The organism is Rhodoferax sp. SPJ4 (assembly GCF_058216275.1).
This window is the reverse complement of record NZ_JBYZMN010000002.1, coordinates 702,015-722,484: the sequence shown is the minus strand read 5'-3', so window position 1 is coordinate 722,484 and position 20,470 is coordinate 702,015. Positions and strand designations below refer to the sequence as shown.

Annotated in this window: 17 protein-coding genes and 1 pseudogene; 1 reads left to right on the top strand and 17 read right to left on the bottom strand. The window is 60.9% G+C overall.

All coding sequences use genetic code 11. The features are described 5' to 3' along the window. Window positions 1–90: 90 nt before the first annotated feature. The 15 genes and pseudogenes from AC4BAR_RS10850 to AC4BAR_RS10780 all read right to left on the bottom strand — a co-directional run bounded on the left by AC4BAR_RS10850 (window position 91) and on the right by AC4BAR_RS10780 (window position 13,871). Entirely contained in the window at window positions 91–429 is a 339-nt protein-coding gene (locus tag AC4BAR_RS10850) for a hypothetical protein (RefSeq protein WP_490627871.1), read from the bottom strand. Between the two features lie 778 nt (window positions 430–1,207). Continuing rightward, window positions 1,208–3,529 carry a hypothetical protein gene (locus AC4BAR_RS10845; RefSeq protein ID WP_490627870.1) on the bottom strand — a complete coding sequence of 774 codons (2,322 nt, stop codon included), beginning with the start codon at window positions 3,527–3,529 and terminating at the stop codon, window positions 1,208–1,210. 142 nt (window positions 3,530–3,671) lie between these two features. After that, window positions 3,672–4,322 carry a maleylacetoacetate isomerase gene (gene maiA, locus AC4BAR_RS10840; RefSeq protein WP_490627869.1) on the bottom strand — a complete coding sequence of 217 codons (651 nt, stop codon included), beginning with the start codon at window positions 4,320–4,322 and terminating at the stop codon, window positions 3,672–3,674. A gap of 3 nt (window positions 4,323–4,325) precedes the next feature. Next, window positions 4,326–5,042: an ABC transporter ATP-binding protein gene (locus AC4BAR_RS10835; RefSeq protein ID WP_490627868.1), complete on the bottom strand. Its 717-nt coding sequence runs from the start codon at window positions 5,040–5,042 to the stop codon at window positions 4,326–4,328. Continuing rightward, window positions 5,039–5,179, bottom strand: coding sequence for an ABC transporter ATP-binding protein C-terminal domain-containing protein (locus AC4BAR_RS10830; RefSeq protein ID WP_490627926.1), 141 nt, complete (start codon window positions 5,177–5,179; stop codon window positions 5,039–5,041). The genes AC4BAR_RS10835 and AC4BAR_RS10830 overlap by 4 nt, the downstream gene beginning before the upstream one ends. Before the next feature lie 99 nt (window positions 5,180–5,278). Further along, window positions 5,279–5,725: pseudogene (locus tag AC4BAR_RS10825) on the bottom strand (ATP-binding cassette domain-containing protein); the annotation flags it as partial. Window positions 5,726–5,790: 65 nt separating this feature from the next. Continuing rightward, on the bottom strand, window positions 5,791–6,819 hold the full coding sequence (locus AC4BAR_RS10820) for a branched-chain amino acid ABC transporter permease (RefSeq protein WP_490627867.1): 1,029 nt from the start codon (window positions 6,817–6,819) through the stop codon (window positions 5,791–5,793). Window positions 6,820–6,821: 2 nt separating this feature from the next. Continuing rightward, window positions 6,822–7,742, bottom strand: a complete 921-nt coding sequence (locus AC4BAR_RS10815) for a branched-chain amino acid ABC transporter permease (protein ID WP_490627866.1) — start codon at window positions 7,740–7,742, stop codon at window positions 6,822–6,824. A gap of 1 nt (window position 7,743) precedes the next feature. Further along, the gene (locus AC4BAR_RS10810) at window positions 7,744–8,925 is read right to left on the bottom strand and encodes an ABC transporter substrate-binding protein (RefSeq protein ID WP_490627865.1); all 1,182 of its coding nucleotides are present in this window, start codon (window positions 8,923–8,925) and stop codon (window positions 7,744–7,746) included. Window positions 8,926–8,975: 50 nt separating this feature from the next. Then, window positions 8,976–9,296, bottom strand: coding sequence for a non-heme iron oxygenase ferredoxin subunit (locus AC4BAR_RS10805; protein ID WP_490627864.1), 321 nt, complete (start codon window positions 9,294–9,296; stop codon window positions 8,976–8,978). 4 nt (window positions 9,297–9,300) lie between these two features. Further along, complete coding sequence (locus AC4BAR_RS10800; RefSeq protein WP_490627863.1) at window positions 9,301–9,831, bottom strand: aromatic-ring-hydroxylating dioxygenase subunit beta; 531 nt, start codon at window positions 9,829–9,831, stop codon at window positions 9,301–9,303. Next, on the bottom strand, window positions 9,824–11,092 hold the full coding sequence (locus AC4BAR_RS10795) for an aromatic ring-hydroxylating dioxygenase subunit alpha (protein WP_490627862.1): 1,269 nt from the start codon (window positions 11,090–11,092) through the stop codon (window positions 9,824–9,826). Before AC4BAR_RS10795 ends, AC4BAR_RS10800 begins: the two co-directional genes overlap by 8 nt. A 27-nt stretch (window positions 11,093–11,119) precedes the next feature. Further along, a complete protein-coding gene (locus AC4BAR_RS10790; protein ID WP_490627861.1) occupies window positions 11,120–11,815 on the bottom strand; it encodes a fumarylacetoacetate hydrolase family protein in 696 nt (231 codons plus the stop codon). A 25-nt stretch (window positions 11,816–11,840) separates the two neighbouring features. Further along, window positions 11,841–12,887: a gentisate 1,2-dioxygenase gene (gene gtdA, locus AC4BAR_RS10785; protein WP_490627860.1), complete on the bottom strand. Its 1,047-nt coding sequence runs from the start codon at window positions 12,885–12,887 to the stop codon at window positions 11,841–11,843. 12 nt (window positions 12,888–12,899) lie between these two features. Then, window positions 12,900–13,871, bottom strand: a complete 972-nt coding sequence (locus AC4BAR_RS10780; protein WP_490627859.1) for a 2Fe-2S iron-sulfur cluster-binding protein — start codon at window positions 13,869–13,871, stop codon at window positions 12,900–12,902. Window positions 13,872–14,030: 159 nt separating this feature from the next. Between AC4BAR_RS10780 and AC4BAR_RS10775 the strand changes: the two genes are divergently transcribed. Next, window positions 14,031–14,969 (top strand): LysR family transcriptional regulator, encoded by a 939-nt coding sequence (locus AC4BAR_RS10775; protein WP_490627858.1) that lies wholly within the window; start codon window positions 14,031–14,033, stop codon window positions 14,967–14,969. 659 nt (window positions 14,970–15,628) lie between these two features. Here the strand turns inward: AC4BAR_RS10775 and AC4BAR_RS10770 are convergent. After that, complete coding sequence (locus AC4BAR_RS10770; RefSeq protein ID WP_490627857.1) at window positions 15,629–17,581, bottom strand: UvrD-helicase domain-containing protein; 1,953 nt, start codon at window positions 17,579–17,581, stop codon at window positions 15,629–15,631. A gap of 466 nt (window positions 17,582–18,047) precedes the next feature. Further along, the gene (locus AC4BAR_RS10765) at window positions 18,048–20,114 is read right to left on the bottom strand and encodes a DUF262 domain-containing protein (protein WP_490627856.1); all 2,067 of its coding nucleotides are present in this window, start codon (window positions 20,112–20,114) and stop codon (window positions 18,048–18,050) included. Window positions 20,115–20,470: the final 356 nt, after the last annotated feature.

Here is a 20,470-nt window from a genome sequence, read left to right as displayed (position 1 = left end):
ATGCGTCGATTGCGCATGCCACGGCAATGCGCGGCAACGAAAAAAGAAGTGGGAAGATGCGGGGCGCCCTTTTTGGGCGCACCTGTCCTGTCAGGACAGGAAAGCGGGTGGTTTTGTCTCAGTGCGCAAGTCGGCACTGATGGAGCTGGAGGAGCGAATGCTCAGTTGCAGGCGGGTCAATTCTGGCAACACCCAGGTCATGCTGGCAGGCTGGCCCACGAGGATGTGGCAAACATCACAAGCAGCACAGCCCTCGCAGCACCCCGTGCAAGGGTCTGACATTTCGCCCATACCGGTGACTTGGGCATCGGCAGAAGCCATTTGGATCTGTTGAATCTGCGAAATCCCCATAGCAGTTTGCATGCTCGCCCCAGCCATACCGCGCAAGGGGAGCATGACCATGAGTAGAACGACCAAAAACAAACGCATATGCCGATGATAGCGAAGCAGAAAAAAAGTTCAGTTCTCCCTAAGGGCGGGCATGGGTATCAGCCCCCTCCCGGCGGGGGTATTGAACTGCCCGTTATGGTGGCTCCCGTAAGCTACCTAAGGTCGAGAAAACCTCTGGACCTGTCATGGGCGGCCATGCGGAAGGTTGTCATTTTCGTCAATGGACGCCCGCGCATCAATGACCGCTGACGTACATAAACCGTGAGTTGGTGCCGCCGCCTGGACAGGCAACAAACGCTGCAAAGCAGCCAACCAGGTTAATCACTCAAGCTTCTGCTTTGCAACGGTTGTTGTCCTTCGCTGCTGCGAGTCGAGGTCACGCTAACCATCATCCAGCAATCGCCCGACTTGGCAACTGCGGAATGCGAAAACGTCAGCTGTACGAGGTGAATAGCCGCCTTGTGCTATTGCGGTCGATGCCAAATTGATCAGGATGTCGGTTCATACTGATCAGAGACATTTGGTCTGTTGTCCGCAATAGAACTGGGTCTTCGCCGCTTGCAGGATAGTCATTAATTTTCGGCAGCCCTAATCAAATTGGCGTCGGCATCAACATGCCTGAGGTCATTCGTCCGAACCATTCATGACCCTTATTCAGCAGCACAATGAGCTTCCGGACTTTGCGGAGATCTTTTTTCGTGGATACGCAAGGTCAAGCGCATCGCTATCTACCCCCGGCTAAAGGTCACCAGGCAATAGTCCGGGTCCAAGGCTTCATGGGTTTGTCCCCTAACCACATATCAGAGGACATCTGGACTCAGTTGAATTGCCGATCGGCTCCGCAACCCGCCAAGCGTACCGTCATCGGCCCATCGGTCTTGACCCGAAGATCGACCTGGCAGCTGACCTTGGCCTGCACCGGATCGATCGTCAAGCTGCGAATGTTACGCGCGGTGATGTCGATTCGGTCCTGCACCGGTGCGGCCATGGGTGCGGCCTTGATCCGCCGCTCCATGGTGTAGGGGTTGGGGGTCTTCACGGTAGTGCCGCTTTCCGCGCCCACTGACAAAGCCACCGGGGTGTTGGCCGCATCCGCCAGACCAAAGCCACGGGAGATGGCGTCAACCTGGCCCAAATCTGTAGCCACGCCGGAGCGGGTCTGGATGGTGCTGAGCCAGTAGGCCTTGTCGCCCACCATGCCGGACTGAGGATCGTCCCAGGCGGTGTTGCGCACAAACGTGACGTGGAAAGGTTTGTCGACACCCCGCATGTCGCCCAGCCACTGGGTCAACACCGGCCACATACCGTTGGCACACATCACCACATGCTCGCCGGCGGCGCCCGGCCAGGTGACAAAGTTGAAGTCGTAGTCGCCGGCGATATAGGCCTGGGCCCGCTCGCGCTGGATGTTGTAGGGAATGAAGTCGTCGGGCAGGCCCGCCCATTCCATCACCGGCTGGTTGCGTCGCGACGGAAGCAGCGGAGTCAGCGCGGAGCCGGCTTCGTGGCGGGTGATGATGTCTAGCCCAATCGCCGGGAACACCGTGTCGGCTACCCCGTTGATGCCGGGGATGGACGGCGCCTTGTTCAGGCCGTCACAGATGAAGGCCTTGCTGAAGGTGTCGGGGAACTGCAGCGACAGCTTGTTGGCACCATACCCGCCGCTGGAAAAGCCGCTCATGACGGTGCGGCTCGGGTCGAGCTTGAAGACCCGGCGTGCGTCGGCAATGACCTCCAGCACATCAGCCCCGCTGCGGCCATAAAACCACTGGTCGTTACCCCGCCCGTCCACCGTCACCACCACGGTGGGCGCCGCAGGGCGATTGGCCACCTGGCGGTAGAGGTCGCGGTCACCTGCGGGGAACAGGCCTTCGTAATTGACGTCGTTGACCTGGTCGTTGGCCGTCTGGGCATAGCCTGGCGTCCAGAACATGCTGGCGTAACCGGCCGGCGGCACCGGCAGCTTGGGCACGTAGGCCGTGTAGCGTTGAAGCTGGCCTGGCAGGTCGGGCACACAGTTGTCACGACACACCCAGCCGAACTGAAAACTCGGCGTACCGACGGCCTTGGTCAGCCCGTTTTGCTGGGTGAACGAGCCCAGGGGCGGGCCGTTAGCGTCTTCCGGCAGCCGGCGGCCCTGCTTGGCTTCAAAGCGGGAGGCGTAGAGCCGGTTCATGAAGCCGGCCGTAGGCACGCCCTCGGGGCTGCCCGACATCTCGTCGTTGACGCCGGCGGCCAGCTTATTGAAATCCACCATGGCGAAGAAGGGACTGATGTCGCGCGCAGCCAGTGCTTTCTTCTGCAGGTCGTTGCGCCACGGCGAATCAAAGGGTTCCTTGTGGCGGAAAGCCACGTCAAAGAATGCCGAGAAGGGGCCCAGACCAGCCAGCAAACCGGCGCCTGGGGTCTGGGCGTCGGGGTCGCCGAGCTTGGGCGTCAGGTAGCGGCCCTTGGCAGAGTCCCACAGGCCGGCCGCCACCGCCAGGCGCACCCGCTTGCCCAACGGGTTGAACACGCTAAAGGGGATGCGCACCTCGACCTGGCGGCGCGCCACATCGACCTTGACCACCGGTGTCACCGACAGGCTGCCGCCACTGGCTGCATCCACGAGGTCGGCTGTGCGGCCATGGACCGTGGCAAACAGCTGGGCCGGCATAACCGTGTTGGCACCGTGTGGCGCCTGCCGGGGCTGACCACTGTCGCCGCCGATGGCGATGGTGGCTGCCACCAGCGCGGGGTCGATCATGGTGTTGTAAGTCAAGCGGATGGCCATGGCGTCGGCCAGCGGCTTGACCCGCACCTCCACCAGGTCGGCGGCGTTCTGCCGGTAGGCCTCGGCGGTGGGGTAGCGGTAGGCGAAGGTGATCGCGTGCTCCGGCCACTTCAGCGCCTTGAGCTGGGCGCCCTGATCGTCGTACACACAGCCCTGGTGCACGAACTCACCGGCCCGATAGGCACTGGCATGGCAAACCATGATGGGCTGGGCGGCCCAGACGCCAGTGTTTTCCAGCTGCGGGGCGCGGGGCAAAGGGGCGCGCAGCAGAGCGGGCCCGGGTTCGGCCGCCGCATGAAGGGCCAGCCACAGGCCGCCCAGCAAGGCCAGGGCCTGGCGCGGCGCGCGGAAGAAAGGGTGGGTCATTGTTGTCTCCGTTCGTATTTTTTGAATACCAAAGCACTACCGATGGTGGTTCAGAGCATCGCAAAGATGGCCCTGCAGAGAAAGGCACCCGCGTCAATGATGTGATTCATTTTCATGAATGAAGGTGATGGCTTTCGCACGGTCATTCGGCATCGGGCTGCCGGGCGGGATGGGCGTCGGCGAAGGCCTGCAGCTGCTGGCAGCGCTCATGGATGGCCAGGGTCAACGGGCAGGCCGCCAGGTCAACGTTGAAGCGTTGGGCACTGAACACCTGGGGCACCAGGCAGCAGTCGGCCATGGTGGGGGTGTCGCCCAGGCAGAAGCGGCCCGCCACCGGGCGCTGGGCCAGTTGGGCTTCGACAGCGGCCAGGCCCACTCCGATCCAGTGCGCTATCCATTCGGACTTCTGGGCCTCAGACAGCCCCATTCGGCCCGTAAGGAACTTCAGTACCCGCAAGTTGTTCAGCGGGTGGATGTCGCAGGCCATGGCCAGCGACAGCTGGCGTACAACAGCCCGGTCCCGGGCGTCGGTGGGCAGCAGCCTGGGCTCAGGCTGGATGTCGTCCAGGTACTCCATGATGGCCAGCGACTGGCTCAGCTGGAAGCCGTCGTCACTCAACACCGGCACCAGCGCCTGCGGGTTGATCGCGCGAAAGACCTCGCTGAACTGCTCGCCGCCGTTGCGGTTCAGGTGAACAAAGACCGGGTCGGCCTTCAGGCCCTTGAGGTTCAGTGCGATGCGCACCCGGTAGGCGGCCGAGCTGCGAAAGTAGGTGTGCAAGGTCAGTGCCATGGCTCAGACTCCCAGATACTGTTCAACGATGTTGTGGTTAGCCCGCAGTTGGTCTGAACTGCCCTGCCAGACCACCCGCCCTTTTTCGATCACCACATGTCGGTCGGCCATGCCCATCAGGGCCTTGACGTTCTTGTCGATGATGATCTGCCCCAGCCCCTCGTGTTTGAGCTCTCGCAGCGCGCGCCAGATCTCGGCCCGGATCACCGGAGCCAGCCCCTCGGTGGCCTCGTCCAGCACCAGCAGCTGGGGATTGGTCATCAGGGCCCGGCCAATGGCGAGCATCTGCTGCTCGCCGCCGGAAAGCTGCGAGCCCAGGTTGGCGCGGCGCTCCTGCAGGCGGGGAAAGAAGCGGTACACCCGCGCCAGGTCCCAGGGCTGACCGGCGGCCTCTTTCGCCAGTCGCGCAGTGGCCACCAGGTTCTCCTCCACCGTCAGGTTAGGAAACACCTGCCGGCCCTCGGGTACCAGCGCCAGGCCCTTGCGGGCGATGCGGTAGGACGGCAATCGGTCAACTCGCTCGCCGCCCACCCAGACCTCGCCAGCGCCCGACACCGGCAGCATGCCGAACAGGCATTTGACCGTGGTCGAGCGGCCCATGCCGTTGCGGCCCAGCAGCGTGACCACCTCGCCGGCCAGTACGTCGAACGACACGTCAAACAGCGCCTGTGCGCTGCCGTAGGAGGCCTGCAAATGCCGCACACTCAGAAAGGCGCTCATGCCATCTCCTCCTCTTCACCCAGGTAGACGGCGCGAACCTCCGGGTGCTGGCGGATTTCATCGGGCGTGCCGGTGAACAAGACCTTGCCGTACACCAGCACGCTGATGCGGTCGGCCAGCGCGAACACCGCGTCCATGTCGTGCTCCACCAGCAGGATGGTGTAGCGGCCCTTCAGTGAGGCCAGCAGATCAACCACCGCCACCGACTCCTGCACACTCATGCCGGCCATAGGTTCGTCCAGCAACAAAAACTCCGGCCCGGCGGCCAGGCCCATCGCCAGCTCCAGTTGGCGGCGCTCGCCATAGGCCAGATCTCCGGCACGGCTCTTCAACCGATGGGCCAGACCGGTGGCGGCCAGGGCTTCCACCGCAAAGGCTTTCATCCGCGGAGAGTCCACCATGGCCGACCAGAAGCGGAACGCGTGTTGACGCACCGCCAGCGCCGCGAAAGTAGCGTTCTCCAGCACGGAGAATTCTTCGAACACCGAGGTGATCTGGTAGGACCGAAGCAGGCCCATACGGGCGCGCTCACCAATAGACAAGGACGACACGTCACGGTCCTTGAACCAGACCGTGCCGCTGTCGGGCTGCAGCTCACCAGACAACTGGTTGATCAGCGTGGTTTTACCGGCCCCGTTCGGCCCGATGATGGCATGCAGCTCACCCTTCCGAATGTCGAGTGACACCCCGTCGGTGACCAGCAATGCGCCGTAACGCTTGGTCAGCGACGCTGTACGCAACAGACTGCTCATGCGACCCCCTTGCCGACGCCAGTCGGGCCGCGATGGTCTGCCAAGGCTACCGGTGTGGCCGCATCCTGGCGCACTGCTCCTTTGGCGTCGAGTTGCTGCAACAGCCCCACCAGACCGGTTTTTCCGAGCAGCGTCAACACTACGATCAGCGGGCCAAAAATCACCATCCAGTGCTCGGTGAGGCCTTTGAGAACTTCCTCTAGGCCTAGGAAAAGCACGGCACCCAACAGCGGACCGAACACGGTGCCGATGCCGCCAATCACCACGATAACGATCAGCTCCCCCGACACCGACCAGGCCAGTGTGCTGGGCGAGGCAAAGGCATTCAGGTTGGCCAGCAGCAGGCCAGCGACACTGCACAACATGCCCGACATCACATAGGCCACCAGCTGGTAACGCACCACTGGGATACCCGAGGCACTGACCCGTCGCGCGTTCTGTTTGGCGCCGCGGATCACCATACCGAACGGGGCCTGGCGCAGCCGGCCCATCCACCACAGCGTGGCCAGCAACACCGCCAGCGCGGCCATGTACACATGTTCGGCAGAGCCCAGGTCAATACCGCCAAACCGGCTGGTAGTGGTGATGGGCAGGCCGTCGTCGCCACCGTAGTTCTTCAGGCTGACAAAGAAGAAATAGCCCATCTGCGCAAAGGCCAGCGTGATCATGATGAAGGCGATGCCAGTGGTGCGCAGGCTGATCGCGCCGGTCACCAGCGCCACCAGGCCACCGGCCCCCAGGCACAGGCCCAGGTGCACCCAGCCGTTACCCACCCCGTGGAAGGACGACAGGCCTACCGCGTATGCCCCCAGGCCCAGAAAGAGCGAGTGGCCAAAACTCACCAGCCCACCGTAGCCCAGGGCGATGTTCAAGGCACTGGCGGCGATGGCGTAAATGAGGATGCGTGCAAAAAAGACTGTGTAGAAGGGCTGCCCGGTGGCACTGGACACCAAAGGTACAACGGCCAGGAGCAGCAACAGAAGCAGTGGAACCCAGCCGCTGGGACGCTTGAAAATCTCTGCCATGGTCAACCTCTCTTCGCTGGGAACAGGCCTTGGGGGCGCCAAGCCAGCACCACCGCCATCAAGAGATACACCATCATTGAAGCCAGCGCGGGCCCGGCCGCATCGGCAAACGAGCGCTCGGCGAACTGACGCAGCAGTGTGGGCAGCAGGACCCGCCCCAGGGTGTCAACCACCCCCACGATCAGCGCAGCGTAGAGCGCACCGGTCACTGAGCCGATCCCGCCAATGACAATCACCACCAGCGTTGTGATCAACACCGACTCGCCCATACCCGACTGCACCGACAGGATGGGTCCGGCCATCGCGCCAGCCAAGCCGGCCAGCATGGACCCGACGGCGAACAGCATCGCGTTAAGCAGTCGGATATTGACGCCCAGCGCCGCCACCATGGCCGGGTTGACAGCACCGGCGCGGATCAGCATGCCGACGCGGGTGCGGTTGATCAGCCACCAGGACCCCACGGCAACAACCAGTCCCACACCGAGGATGGCGAAGCGATAGGCTGGATAGCTGAAACCGCCGAAGTCGATGGCGCCCGCCAGGATCTCGGGAATTTGCAGAAAAACCGGCTGTGAGCCCCAAACCATGCGCACCAGTTCGTTGAAGAACATCACCAGGCCAAAGGTGGCAAGCACATGGTCGAGGTGGTCGCGGCGGTACAGGCGGGACACCGTGCTCCATTCGAGCAACAGGCCCAGCAGCAGCGCGCCACCCATGGCGGCGATCAGGGCCAGCGCAAACGAGCCGGTGTGCTCGAAGGCGGTGGCCGCGAAATAGGCGCCCATCATGTAAAGCGAGCCATGGGCCAAGTTAACGAAGCTCATGATGCCGAAGACCAGCGTCAGGCCAGCGGCCAGCAAGAACAACAGCACCCCGTACTGCAGCCCGTTGAGCAGCTGCGCAATCACCATGCCGGTGGTCATGTCAGTCCTGCTTGCACAGCGCTTGGTAGGCGTCGGCGTGCTGGGTCAGCGGCGTGCCCAACAGCTTGCCACTCACCACCGTGCCCACCTTCACCGTATCGAAGGCGTAGTAGTTCTGGATGGGCATGTTGTTGCGGTTGAAGGCGAACGGCCCCCGCACCGACTTGACCTCCTTACCCGCCACCTTGACCGCGGCCGCCAGCGATTTGGCATCACCCGGTTTGGCCTTGGCCAGTGAGATGTGAAGGATGTTGGCGGCGTCGAAGGCGGCGGCCGCGTAGGTGCTGGGCACCCGCTTGTATTTGGCTTCGAAGGCCGCTACAAACTTTCTGTTCTCGGGGTTGTCCAGCGACGCGTCCCACATGGCGCCGCTTACCGTGCCGACGGCGGCGTCACGCAGGCCAGGCAAGGTGGTGCTGTCCACGGTGAACACCGAATACACCGGCAGCTTGCCCATCAGCCCGGCCTGGGCCATCTGCTTGATGAAGTTGACCCCCATACCACCGGGGTAGAACACAAACAGGCCGTCGGGCTTGGCGGCCTGGATCTGGGCAATCTCGGCCGAGTAGTCGGGCTGGTTGACCTGGGTGTAGACCTCGTCGGCAATCTGCCCCTTGAAGTAGCGCTTGAAGCCGGTCAGCATGTCCTTGCCAGCCTGGTAATTGGGGGCCATCAGGTAGACGCGCTTCAGGCCTTTGTCCTGCACGTACTTGCCCATGGCCTCGGCCGAGCCGTCGTTCTGCCAGGCGGTGGAAAAGACATGGGGCTTGCAGCCGGCGCCAGCCAGCGTGGACGGCCCGGCGTTGGTGGCGATGGCCACGGTGCCAGATTCGGTGATGCGCGGCAGGCTGGCCATCAAAACGTTGGAGAAACTCAGGCCGACGATGGCGTCGACCTTGTCCTTGTCGATGAACTTGCGCACGATTTGCGCGCCGATCTCCGGTTTCAGCTGGTCGTCTTCCTTCAGCACGGTGGTGGGCTGCCCCCCCAGCTTTCCGCCCAGCAGCTCAAGCGCCAGCATGAAACCGTCGACCTGGTCCTGGCCGACGATGGCCACTGGGCCCGACAGCGGGGCCACGATGCCGATGGTGGCCGCCGAGGCCATGGAGGCCATGGAGGCCGCGCACAGCAAGGCGGCGCCGGCCAGCGCCGCGGGGCGCCAATGAAAAGGGTGAATGGGCATGACAGTCTCCTCGGGTGTTGTGTGAGTTCGGTCGGGGCTGGCGTGGCGGCTCAGTCCATCAGTTGCAGAAAGACCCGGCCGCCTTCGATGCGCACGGGGTGGCAGCGCAGGTCGGCCTCGATGGGTTGGCACAGGCCGCGCCCAGTGCGCACATCGAACTTGCCCTGATGCAAAGGGCATTCGATCTCGAAGCCGTCCAGAAATCCGTCGCACAGCCGGGCGTGGCCATGGGTGCAAATGTTGTCGGTGGCATAGACCTGGCCATCCACTTTGTAGAAAGCGATGTCGCGGCCTTGCACCGTCAGGCCCACCACGTCGTCGTCGGGCACGCTGGCTTCGTCGGTGGCATCAATCCAGGAGGTGTTGTCCATGGTGTCAGATCGGGTAGATGATGGAGTTGGGGATCATTTCGCTGTCGTAGACGCAGTGCCGGGAGGCCAGCTTCAGGCCGGCTGGCGTGCGAACGATGACGTCGAGGTAGCGGCCCACGTTGAACACCGTGGATTCCTTGGACAGCTTGGTGCGAAACACCGCGTAGTTGGCTTCGGTCTCAAAGCGGTCAGGTTCGGCTAGGCGAATGACCGGCGTGCCCACCACATGCCGCTGGTAGTAGGGGTCGTGGAACAGCGTTTCCTTGATGCCGTACACCCGGTCCTTGAGCATGCCTTTGCTCTCGAAATACAGGGTGGCCAGCGGAAAGCCGCGGTCGAAGTTTTCGCGGGGGGTGAGCTTGTAGACGCAGTCGTCGGTGAAGAACTCGGGCCACGCGTCCCAGTTACCCGAGTCCACCGCCAAGGCGTAGTTGGTGTAGAGCCGGGAGATGGCAAGGAAATCCTCGAAGCACACGCTGGGGAGAGCGGGGGAAGGATTGGCGCCGAGGTTGTCAGACAGTAGTTGGTCACTCATCGCCGCTCTCCATCACCTCGCGCCAGTACCTGTACATGCCACGGATCAGCGTCTCGGTGACCATGTGGTCCGTGTCCTCCACGGTCCGCCCGCCCAGCTCAGCCAAGGTGCGGTGAAACGGTTTCTGCTCAAATCCCTGCTGCGAGAATTCGATGACCTCGCCGTCGTCGGCCGACACAAAGCCAGCCGGCCCAAACAGGTTGGCCTGACGCAAGCGCCGCTGCGTCATAGCCTCGCTGTCGTCCTCAAAGCCAAAGTGGGTCCAGACAAAGTCGAAGGCGTCGTGGCCTACCGGCTGGATGTGGCGAGTTGAAACGCTGTTGACCTGCTGCTGGAAGATAACGCTGGGGAACAGTGTCAACATCACCGCAGTGGGCCCATCCCACCAGGCCTCCGGCACGATGTCCAAAAAGCGTGGGTCGTGCAACTGCATGCTGTCCTTGAAGCTGGACACCTGGGTCACCTGGTCGGCCTTGCCGGACTGGCCACGGGTGGAAATCATCGCGGCGTGGCGCCCCCTGGCATCCATCTTCAGCTGGCTCTTGTTGTCGGCCCTCCAAAGGCCGAAGGTGACAAACCAGGTGTGCAGCAGGCCGGGGTGGTAGGGGTCCTTGATGTTTTCCTGCATCAGCTTCCAGTTGCCCGGAATGCGCTGGCGGTTATAACCCAACACCTTGAGCTTTCGGCCGTTGAAAAGCCGGTCGAAGTAGGCCAGGATTTCCGGGCCCACATAATCTTCAAAAGGCTCGACCTCGGGATCGAAGCTGGCAAAAACCACGCCGCCACGCACCGCTACCTGGAGCTTTGTCAAGCCATGGTCGCTGGTCTTAAAGTCGGCCGGCATGCCGCCGTTGACCTTGCCGTCCTGCTTAACGCCGCGCCGGAAGGGAACGCCTTGCAAGTCCCCTTTTAAGGTGTAGCTCCACTGGTGATAAGGACAGACGAATTCCCTTTTGTTGCCATGGCGCTCGCGGCAGAACTGCATTCCCCGGTGGGCACAGACGTTCTCGACCACACTGACACCGCCATCGCTGTCGCGCACCATCAGCACCGAGCGCTCGCCAACCACGGTGCGTTTGTAATCGCCCACCGACGGGATCTCAGCTTCCAGACCGACATAGCTCCAGTGCTTCTTGTAGAAAAAGCGCTCCAGCTCTTTTTTGTGGAGAGCCTGATCGGTGTAGGCCATAAAGGGAATGCGGCTGGTGTCGCCAGTTTCCCAATGCAACTTCACGGGGAAGGTGCCGGTGGACGTTGTCATGTGCGGGATCCTTTCAATGCGTCAGGTTCAATTTCCCACGCTGACGGTGATACCGGGCAATCCGTCGATGGCACCCTTCATCACGTCACCACGCCCCACGGCATTCACGCCTTCGGGGGTACCGGTCATGATCAAGTCGCCAGGCTCCAGCGCCTCGTACTCACTCAGATAGGCAATTGACTCGGCGACTGACCAAATCAGCTTTGAAATATCGGAAGACTGGCGCGGCTGGTCGTTGACGGTCAGGCTGATGGCGCCCGAAGCGAGATGCCCCAAGCCGTCGACCCGGGTAATGCGGCCGATGGGGGCCGACAAAGCAAAGGACTTGCCAAACTCCCAGGGTCGGCCCTTGTCCCTGGCCTCCAGTTGCAGGTCGCGGCGGGTCATGTCCAGCCCCACGGCGTAGCCGTAGACATGGCTCAGCGCCTCGCCCTGCGGGATGTGTCTGCCGCCCTTGGCGATGGCCACCACCAGTTCGATTTCGTGGTGGAAGTTGGTGGTTTTCGTCGGGTAGGGGATGGTGACCGGCAGCGCTGCATCGACCGCGGCGTTGGCAGGTTTCATGAAGAAGAACGGCGGGTCGCGGTCGGGGTCCTTGCCCATTTCGCGGGCATGGGCCGCGTAGTTGCGCCCCACACAGAAGATGCGGTTTACCGGAAAGCGGTCGCTGATGCCGGCCACGGAGAGGGTGGTGAGGTGAGCGGGGGGAATGGCAAATTTCATCGGTTTTCTCTGGTTAGGGTGGGGCTCAGGCGCGGTATTCGCGCCATAGGCCCAGTGCCTGTTGCACCGGGCGGTCTGAAAAACTGAACAGCACCGCCTCGTTGGACGCGCGGAACTGATGCCTGGTCCAGGACGGCACCACCAGCACGTCGTTCTCACGCAGCCGGTGTTCGGTGTCGCCCACCACCGCCTCGGCCTCGCCCTGCAGGCACACGTAGACCGTGCCGTCAGTGCACTGGTATGGCCGGGTTTCCAGGCCAGCGGGCAGCAACTGCGAGAAGGCGCCGATGGTAGGCATGGGAGAGCGGCCGGTGGCCGGGTTGATATAGCGCTGCTTGAAGCCGAAGTGCGAATCGGGCTGGCCGGCTGAGATTGCCTTGAGCGCGGCCAGCGTGCGCGCCCAGGGGTAGACAAAGACCTTGGTGGGCGCAGTAGCTTCCTGCTGAAAATCGACCGGCACCATGTTGGCGCCGTAACGCGCCAGGGCGTCGCCCTCGGGCCGGTAGGCTGGCTGGGACAGGCTGCTGTGCTTCTCGGCAAACCCGGCATCGAGAAAGCGCACCAGCGGAATGTCCAGCCCGTCCAGCCAGACCACCGGCTGGTCACTCAGATTGCCGTGGTCATGCCAGGTCCAGGAGGGGGTAATGATGAAATCACCGCGCCGCATGGTGGTTCGTTCACCGTCCACCGCGGTGTAGGCGCCCTCCCCGTCCAGCACAAGGCGCAGTGCCGACTGGGTGTGCCGGTGAGCGGGCGCCACCTCGCCCGGCATGATGAGCTGCAGCCCGGCGTACAGCGACGGCGTGATGCAGGACTGGCCACGCAGTGCAGGGTTCTCCAGAACCAGCACCCGCCGCTCGGCCTCGGCTGCGCTGATCAGCGTGCCGGATGCCATGACTTGTGGCTTGATCTGCTCGTAGCGCCAATGGTGGGGCACGGCGGGAGACCGGGGCTGTGGCGGCACCAGCGCGCCCAGCACCTCCCACAGCGGCGTCATGTGGTCCTGGCCAATGCGGTCGTAATAGGCTTGGCGCAGAGTCTGGATTTCGTTGTCGGGCATTCGGGCGTTCATCGGTGATGGTCCTCAGGTTCCGCTCGCATAAAAGGCATCGGCATAGATTTGCTCGGCCGACACACCCATCTGGCGCACCAGCAGCGTCGTGGCCTCCACCATCGGGGGGGCGCCACACAGGTAAGCGCGAAAGCCGTCCAGGTTTTTCCAGTCGCTGGCGATGGCGTCGGTGACCAGCCCGGTGCGGCAACCACGGGCGCTGCCGGAAGTCAGCACCACATGAGTGTGCAACTGCGGGTGCTGTTGCTTCAGCGCCGCCAGCCAGTCCATGCCGTAAACATCGCGCTCAGAGCGCACCCCGAAATAGAGGTGGATGGTGTTCAACATGCCTTCGGCAATGGCGCCCCGGACGATGGACAGAATCGGTGCCAGCCCGGTGCCGCCTGCCACACACAGCATGGGCCCGCTGTGTTTGCGCCGCAGGTAGGCCGAGCCCAGCGGCCCGCTGACACGCACCGCGTCGCCCGCCTTCAAGGTGTTGTCAATCCAGCCGGTCACGCGGCCGCCGGGCACCAGGCGCACATGGAACTCCAGCGCCTCGTCTGACGCCAGACCCGCCATCGAATAGGGCCGGATGTACTCCGGCGTGAACTGCAGCTGCGCGTACTGTCCCGGCGAAAAGTCCAGGGGCTTGGCCGGCTTCAGGCGTAGCCGGCGGATGTCGTGGGTCGGGGCGTCGATGGACAGCACGGTGGCCTTCACAATCCGGGCGGTGTGCACCACAATTTCGTCGGGCTCTGGAATCTCAACCACACAGGATTGGGTCAGAAAGGTCTGACAGGCCAGCACGTAGTCGTCCTCACCGTGGTCTGTGCCGTTCGCCTCCGACCCTGGCGGCTGGCTGATCCGGCAGCGGCAGGTGCCACACCGTCCCGCCAGGCAGCTGTAGGACATCGGGACATCGTTGGCGCGCAAGGCGTCGAGCAGGTTGACGCCGGCATCCACCTTCAGGGTCCGCTGCAATGGACGCACAAGAATTTCCATGGGTGAGGTCGGCCGGGGTGAGGTGAATGGTTGGTAAACGCAGGCCTTGTGGCGCTGCTTTGTCTCTGGGACTGGATGATGTTTTCCAGACCAAAATCAGTCAATGCGATACAATAGATTTTTAAAATCACTAAAATCAATAATGCTTGGGGAGTGGACATGGAACTCAACGAGATCGACCTCAACCTGCTGGTGATCTTCAAACAGCTGCTGGCCGAGAAGCGGGTGTCCAAGGTGGCCGAGAACCTGGGGCTGGGACAACCAGCCGTCAGTAACGCCCTGGCCCGGCTGCGCAAGCTCTTCGGCGACGAGCTGTTTGTGCGTACCTCCTCCGGCATGCAGCCCACCCCGTTTGCCGAACAGATTTCGGAGACCATTGGCTACGCGCTGAGCATGATTCACGGCGCGGTCAACACCCGCAATGCCTTTGACCATGCCGAAAGCAAACGCAGCTTCTCGATCGGCATGACCGACATTGGTGAGATTTACTTTCTGCCGGGGCTGATGAAGCGCTTGCAGAAAAGCGCCCCTCACATCGCCATCAGCACGGTGCGCAACACCGCCATCAACCTGAAGGACGCCATGGAGTCGGGCCAAATCGACCTGGCCATCGGCTTACTGCCCCAATTGAAGGCCGGCTTCTTTCAGCAACGCCTGTTCCTGCAGCAGTACGTGTGCATCTTCCGCAAGGGCCACGCGCTGGACAAAGGAAAGGTGCTGGCCTCGGAGTTCTTCGACGCCGACCACATCGCCATCGTGTCGGCCGGCACCGGTCATGGCCAGGTTGACCAGCTGCTCGACAGCGCCAGCACGCCGCGCAAGATCCGGCTCAAGGTGCCGCACTTCGTGGCCGTGGGCAACATCCTGCAGTCCACAGATCTCATCGCCACCGTGCCGGAACGGCTGGCAGAGCGCATTGCCAAGCCTTTCGGACTCAGCTATGTGAAGCACCCGGTGAAGTTACCGGAGATTGCCATCAACCTATTCTGGCACGCCAAACTGCACAAGGACCCGGCGAACCAGTGGCTCAGAAGCCTGATCTTCGAGATGTACGCCGGCAAGACGCCCAAGGAACTGGAGCCCAGCCGCGCCCGTTGACCTGCGCGCCGCAAGGCGCCGATGTCCAGTAGCCTCTGCACCCACTTGGTCACTGCGGCCATGCCCCAGGCCGACACCATGGAGAGGCGGATGTTCGTGCATTTCTGGCCAGGCCTGGTGGTCATCTCGCTGCCCTGCCAGTATTCATCCCAAAGCCAGCCACTCCTGTCACTCGCTTGCTTATGGCGGAACGTTACTTTCCATCTCAGGTCAGCCAGATCAATGGGTCAGATGCCGCAAGCCGTCAACGCCACGATCATTCGTTTACTCAACTTCTTTTGGTGGTGTAACTCGAACAACTGGTATTTTGGGTAAGCCGTTGAGGCGGAAGCCTGCCAAATGACTGCAATCAGCGTGTACCTGCCTTTGCTCGACCGTCGGGACTGCAGCGACAGCCGCCGGTCGCGCCAGGGGACTGCTAGCACGGCGACTGACACCAAGCCGCCATCGGATCACCAGGCAGTGCGGCGGCATCAATTACTGGTATTGAGGGGGCTGCAGTCATCCAGCGTGCCAGGCCACCGGTTGCTCCGCCTGATCGTGATCGAGTGTCCGCTGCACGAAGGGTTGAACTGACACTCTCGAATAAAAGCAGACGTTCGATCGCCAAGCACGCGGTGTTGAACGCGCCAGCTCCGCTGAATTAGGTGATGCTTTTGCTACGGAAGTTTCCGATCCGAAGGTCTCGGTGCACGGCGAAATCGGGCATTGAGCGCTTGTATTAACCCAGCTGAGACCCCCGGGGGATTGGAGACTTGATGAATTTGACTGACGGGAGTCGTGTCAGGATTAGTAGGTTGAGTTTCGCCTACCGGACTAGAGAATCCAGCGTAATAGAAGATCTCTTTCGCACGAGTCACGGCAACATATTCAAGGCGGGGGTCTTCTTCAAGCATCCTTTCATCCATGTCTGTAACTCGCAGTAGCGCCGCGACATCTGCCTCGCCGCCCTTGGCGCCCCAGATCGTCAGTAGTCTTATCGCCGTCCGGCTCTGACCCATAAGCTCATTGGAAAGATAGTGACTGATTGATTTTTGGCACAACATGTAAGAAAACTTTTTGAGTGTGGCATTTGTGGGGGCCATTACCAGAATCGATTTGTTAAATGAGGTACGGCTCAGTCGAAGTAACTCATCTAACAAAGAGGTCGGCGAATCGAAGTAGCGAACTTCACCAGCCGGTCCGTCACTCTTGGGTTTCCACATCTTGTCCTTACGATAGGGAAATCGATTATTTAATCGATCAACCAACGGGGCTAGAGATGCGTGGATGACTGGGGGAACGCGATTCGATTCTTCTAGCGGCACATCACTTTGATTGGATGGAATAGACACGAATTCACTTGCTCTGGCACCAAACGACTCACATATGGCCTGATCATCGTCGCCAGCGATGTAGGTACGCTTTGATCGTGAAATCAATATCCTTACCAAGTCCCACTGTACGGGGGTCAAGTCCTGAGCCTCATCCACGATCAACAACTCAAAGTCCGGCAGACTGGAACGCTGCTCTATCGATCGCTCCAGCATGTCCGCGTAATCAATGGCACTTAACGACTTCTTGTAGGATTCAAATCGGTGTTGATAACCGAGGATTTTGAGGATGTCAGCCTCCCCCAAAGCGTCTATCCATTTCCGGTACTCCAGTCCCAGCCACTTATTCAGAGGCCATCGTTGCGACACTGGTAGAGCGCGGAGATACTCTTTCAGGGGCTGCTTGATCGCCCGCGCCGTTGACGCGGCATCTAAGATCGGATGTTTCACCCGCACCACTCGGGATGATTCATCGCCCTCACGCATTAAGGGACGTTCAATGAAAACCTCATTATCAAAAGCCAAGGCTTGCTCTTCGGTCAATAATTTGACTCTAGTGCGTAGGGACCGATTCGCAAGGCTGTGCAGCGTTTGAAAGTAGGGGAAATCCTGGGTGGTGTCATAGTCAGGGAATTGGCTGCGTATGCGCTTCTTTGCTTCCTCGGTTGCCTGATTCGTAAAGGAGAAATATCCAATTTGGTCTGGCTTCGTGCCTTCTGCTATCGCTTGAGTGACCAGTCGAATAAGCGTAGTCGTCTTACCCGTTCCCGGAGGCCCAAAGATCTTCGTGATTTGCCCCGAGGGAGTTAGACGATTCAAGTCTTGAGTAGGTTGAGTGCACCCCAACTCAAATGCAGCGGCCTTGTGTCCCTGATCCGCTGCCCGTCGGTACCAATACACTGCCTCTACAAGGTTCCTTGGTATACCTATACCCTTCTCATAGTACTGGCCCAATGCAAATTGAGCCTCCGGGTCACCGGCTTCGGCGTTGTCGATCACCGCTGCTAAGGGACTAGTGGCTGCAGGTAGATCAGGAATAGTCACCATATTCGCCGGTCTAGCTACAGTTGAAGCTTGGCTCCAGCTCGGAACCTTCGGAGGCTCAGCGTCCTCAATGGTTGCAAACCATTTGTCGGAATTCCAGCCAGGCCAAGTCGTGGTGATGATGCTCTTGCCTCGAAGACGCTCCGCCAATCTAAGCAAAGCCTCTGTGTCGCTGTCAATCTTCCGGTATCTGTCGCCCCTATCGGTCTCGATGACAAGAAACCCGTCTTTCAGCTTGGCACCCAAAAGTTTCATTTTTTCTCGCGGTGAGGTAATTGGATTGGGAATTCGAGTTGAGTGACGGGCAGCAGACTTTCAGCCCCACTAAAAATTGACCGATACCTCTAATACAAGGAGCACTTTACGACATCCCTAGTTTTCACTCTTGAGTGTCGGCTCATGGCCGAGACCGGGTCCAAACGCGAGTTGCCGCAAGCCGACTTCGGACGGCAACAGCCAACCCTCAAAAAGTAAGTTCTCTGCCTCCTCCCGGTACTGACGCTGCCTGCGAGGAGCCGCCGGTCACGAGGGTCTGCTTACTGGCGCTAGGACAGAAAAAGCAGAGCAGAACCTCAAGAGAAGCCTACTGGACCCGGCCCACAACTATCGGGACGATGCTTCTGTGAGCTCGACCACATCACCTCGGGCCGTGTCGAGCAGGCACGGGGTGCACTAGCGTCTGTCTAAAGCGACATAGTGTCGCTTTTAGTCAATTCTGAGTCTACGTTGGCGCGCTAAACGGCCAGATTCGGACGGCTACGGAAAACAGAGCTTGTGCCCGTTCACGGATACGGGGCTCATCCCACACAGGTTCTGGAACGGTAAAAGCCGGGCCCTGAAAATGGGCGTTCAGCGCAAGGAGGCTCTTTGTGATTTCAGGGCGCTTTGCGCCAAAGCAAGAATTGCTCAGCGAGGGATTCAACTTTGCCGTGAGCAGCGTGAGATTACCGATGTTGTGTAGCAGATGGTTGCGCAGCAACACCGCATTCTCATCGACAGGCGAAGGCCAATGGGTTTCCCAAGCCACTGGGAGAACGTGCTCGACATGAAGCGCGGCGGATGGCAATTGGGCCGACTCATGGTGCACCTCGTTGCGACTGCCCAGCTCCAATGCTTCCAGCAGCATCTTCGTTTTGGCAGTGCGGAGCGCCTTGTAGGTGTTGAGTTCCATCCACGCCTTCTGAAAGGTCGCATCGTCAGGCCAATCTTGCGTCTCGCCACCTGACAAGCTTTGAAGATGCTCTGCAAGCAGTTCAGCAGTAGGCGTATCCGCCTCGCTCAAACGCTTCAGCAGCCCAGGGAAGATCCGGTTGTACGCCTTAGTCGATCGGCCGCAAACGGCACGGCGCACCAGATAGGACTCAACCACAGTCAGGCACGATAGGAACCGATCACTGTCGCTGCCCAGGCGCTCGGCCAAGAACAGCACCACTGGCGTTACAGTAGTGCTGTCCAGCACACGCAAGTTGTAGGCAAAGCGGCCCAAGCGCCTGCTGCGGTCCGGATGCACCATCGCCCGGAACACGATGGCGGCCTGCTTTAGGCGTGCGAGTTCCTGGTCAACGTCCTTTTTTCCGGCCAACCACCATTGCTTGAACTCCTCGAAGACGTGGTCGAGCTTCACGTCGTTCACCGTGCGCATCGACACATAGTGGTAAAGCATGGTGTCAAGCCGGGTGTTCGTTAGACGACCCTGCCGCTCGTCCACTTTCCAAAACAGCTTGCTCTTGCTGTTCGCACCCTTTTCAGCGGGGGCCTCATCGAAGTCGCGCCAATGCTGGTCGTACAAAGCGGCCGCAGATACGTTCTTGCGTGTGGCCTCTAGGAACACGAAGTTGCGCACTAGGTCGGCCGGTGTCAGGCGCTCACCTCGGTCGTTTAGCGACTCGAAGATCACCTGCGCATCGTCGTCCGCACCAAGGCGGAGTTCGATCAGCTGCACGTATTCAGTCAGGGTGGAAATAAGAAGTTGGATGCGCTCGGGCAGGATCGGACGCTCGATTCGCGGTAGCCTGGGGGTGGATTCGTGCCGAATCTCATGGATCCAGTAGGCGGCAAGAGTACGGTCCACATCGTGGCCCAGGTCCATCGACACCTCGTCGACCAGCTCTTCTAGGCTGCCTGGTTCGGGGGGAACAACTTCGTCGAAATCTACGCCGCGCAGAAACAGGCCGATGACGCCGTACAAGTACAGATAAGCTTCTACCAGCAGAGGCCTGGGCACACGCTTACGGCTCTTGCCATTACCGACCGTCACCACCGGGTATCGCTCACAGACCCTCTCAAAAGACCTGTTCTCGACGAGATCAGTCATCTCCTGACGCCCGGCATTGGTGGGCCAGACCTTGTAGCGTGCATGGGGCGCACGGTAGGTCCCTGCGTTCCCCGTGAAGGTGTCCATGCACTGACGCAGGAACTCATCGTCCAGGTCGGCCACAGCGTCGCGGAACGCCAACGCCAGCACTTGAGTGGTGGTCATTCGCTGTTGGCCGTCGATCACCTCTGCGGTGGTAGGTTCGCCGATTGCGCCGCCACGGTGTTCGGTAACGATGACCGTTCCCAGAAAGTGTCGCCGCGGTTGTCGTGCCAGGTGCGGGGCTCCTTGCATCTCTGCGGTCTGCCGAATTGTCTCGTAGCGCTCAAGTTCACGGGCCCGATCAACGATGTCGACCCACAGTGGCTGAATTTGACGCTCAACCGTCCAGACATAGCCACGTTGAAAGATTGGCACTAGGTACTGCAAAGGCTGACCGAAGAGCGCCAGCGGTGATGTCTTGTTCGGCTGCATAGGCCGTTCCTTCCTTTCTCGTTGTATCGTACGGGTCACTGCACGCCGCCATCAGGCTGGCGATCGATCTTGCTACAGCCCAGTGGACCTCCGACACGACTGATAGTCGCCGTTCTACAAAAGTTTAACGTCGCAAACTCGCGACGCGGTAAGGTAATCTTCGACGATCACCGGCCGGCATGAGAAGGCTTCTGCGAGTTTGAGCGACCGATTTTCCTCGTCGAGGCGAGTTGCCCAACCGTCGCTAATGAGTCGGAAGCTGCCGTACACGCCAAAGCTGTCGGATGTCTGCTCCCAGCCTGGAGCTGACACTCGCACTAAACGCCAGCCAGCCCGATCAGATTGCGCTCATCCTG

Coding starts and splice junctions, on each gene's coding strand:
- AC4BAR_RS10850 (WP_490627871.1), bottom strand. CDS start 429: ATGCGTTTGTTTTTGGTCGTTCTACTCATGGTCATGCTCCCCTTGCGC.
- AC4BAR_RS10845 (WP_490627870.1), bottom strand. CDS start 3,529: ATGACCCACCCTTTCTTCCGCGCGCCGCGCCAGGCCCTGGCCTTGCTG.
- maiA (WP_490627869.1), bottom strand. CDS start 4,322: ATGGCACTGACCTTGCACACCTACTTTCGCAGCTCGGCCGCCTACCGG.
- AC4BAR_RS10835 (WP_490627868.1), bottom strand. CDS start 5,042: ATGAGCGCCTTTCTGAGTGTGCGGCATTTGCAGGCCTCCTACGGCAGC.
- AC4BAR_RS10830 (WP_490627926.1), bottom strand. CDS start 5,179: ATGGACGCGGTGTTCGCGCTGGCCGACCGCATCAGCGTGCTGGTGTAC.
- AC4BAR_RS10820 (WP_490627867.1), bottom strand. CDS start 6,819: ATGGCAGAGATTTTCAAGCGTCCCAGCGGCTGGGTTCCACTGCTTCTG.
- AC4BAR_RS10815 (WP_490627866.1), bottom strand. CDS start 7,742: ATGACCACCGGCATGGTGATTGCGCAGCTGCTCAACGGGCTGCAGTAC.
- AC4BAR_RS10810 (WP_490627865.1), bottom strand. CDS start 8,925: ATGCCCATTCACCCTTTTCATTGGCGCCCCGCGGCGCTGGCCGGCGCC.
- AC4BAR_RS10805 (WP_490627864.1), bottom strand. CDS start 9,296: ATGGACAACACCTCCTGGATTGATGCCACCGACGAAGCCAGCGTGCCC.
- AC4BAR_RS10800 (WP_490627863.1), bottom strand. CDS start 9,831: ATGAGTGACCAACTACTGTCTGACAACCTCGGCGCCAATCCTTCCCCC.
- AC4BAR_RS10795 (WP_490627862.1), bottom strand. CDS start 11,092: ATGACAACGTCCACCGGCACCTTCCCCGTGAAGTTGCATTGGGAAACT.
- AC4BAR_RS10790 (WP_490627861.1), bottom strand. CDS start 11,815: ATGAAATTTGCCATTCCCCCCGCTCACCTCACCACCCTCTCCGTGGCC.
- gtdA (WP_490627860.1), bottom strand. CDS start 12,887: ATGAACGCCCGAATGCCCGACAACGAAATCCAGACTCTGCGCCAAGCC.
- AC4BAR_RS10780 (WP_490627859.1), bottom strand. CDS start 13,871: ATGGAAATTCTTGTGCGTCCATTGCAGCGGACCCTGAAGGTGGATGCC.
- AC4BAR_RS10775 (WP_490627858.1), top strand. CDS start 14,031: ATGGAACTCAACGAGATCGACCTCAACCTGCTGGTGATCTTCAAACAG.
- AC4BAR_RS10770 (WP_490627857.1), bottom strand. CDS start 17,581: ATGAAACTTTTGGGTGCCAAGCTGAAAGACGGGTTTCTTGTCATCGAG.
- AC4BAR_RS10765 (WP_490627856.1), bottom strand. CDS start 20,114: ATGCAGCCGAACAAGACATCACCGCTGGCGCTCTTCGGTCAGCCTTTG.